Here is a 585-nt window from a genome sequence, read left to right as displayed (position 1 = left end):
GTGTAAACGCGGACTTTATCGAAGCTCATTTTGGAAGTGCGGCCTTTCTCCTTATCTGTGCCGATGGTAAGCGGGAAGTTGTTGGAACCGAAGCTGCCAGTGAAAGCTTTCGTTGCGACGACAGTGCCATCTAAATAAAGCTTTAAGTTAGCTCCGTCATAAGTCCCGGCAACATGATGCCAGTTATTCACCCAGTTCGCGGGCAAATTTGCGCTGGCTGATGTCCAGGTGCCACTTTTATAAATGAATATTTCCAACTTGGTCGTGCCAGCCATTTTCAAAGCGAATTGGGTATCCCCTTTGGCAATGATCGGACTGTCCGAAATATTCGATAACGGTTTAATCCAAGCTTCTAGCGTGAACGATCCGGTAATATTGTATGTCGCATCGTTCGGCATCGTCACTGTAGCGCTTCCTACATCCTTCGGCTGAAGAACGCCGTTTACAGCACCATCACTCTCTATAACTGTTCCCGTGTAATCAGCTTTGTAAGTTTCGCCCGCGTCGGTCAAATACAGTTTTTCGGCCGGCGTTTTCATGCGTACCGCTTGATCGGCCCAATCCCAGATGAATCCGCCCTGGAGA

1 protein-coding gene is annotated in these 585 nt (G+C 48.5%); it reads right to left on the bottom strand.

Annotated features, from left to right (window positions below; genetic code table 11):
- Positions 1–585, bottom strand: a 585-nt coding sequence (locus tag AC1DUA_RS40110; RefSeq protein ID WP_477504946.1) for a LamG domain-containing protein, incomplete at both ends; no start/stop codon positions are given.

It is taken from the genome of Paenibacillus sp. 01T422, from assembly GCF_056398785.1.
Note: the sequence above shows the minus strand (reverse complement) of the source record. Positions and strands in the feature narration are given on the sequence as shown.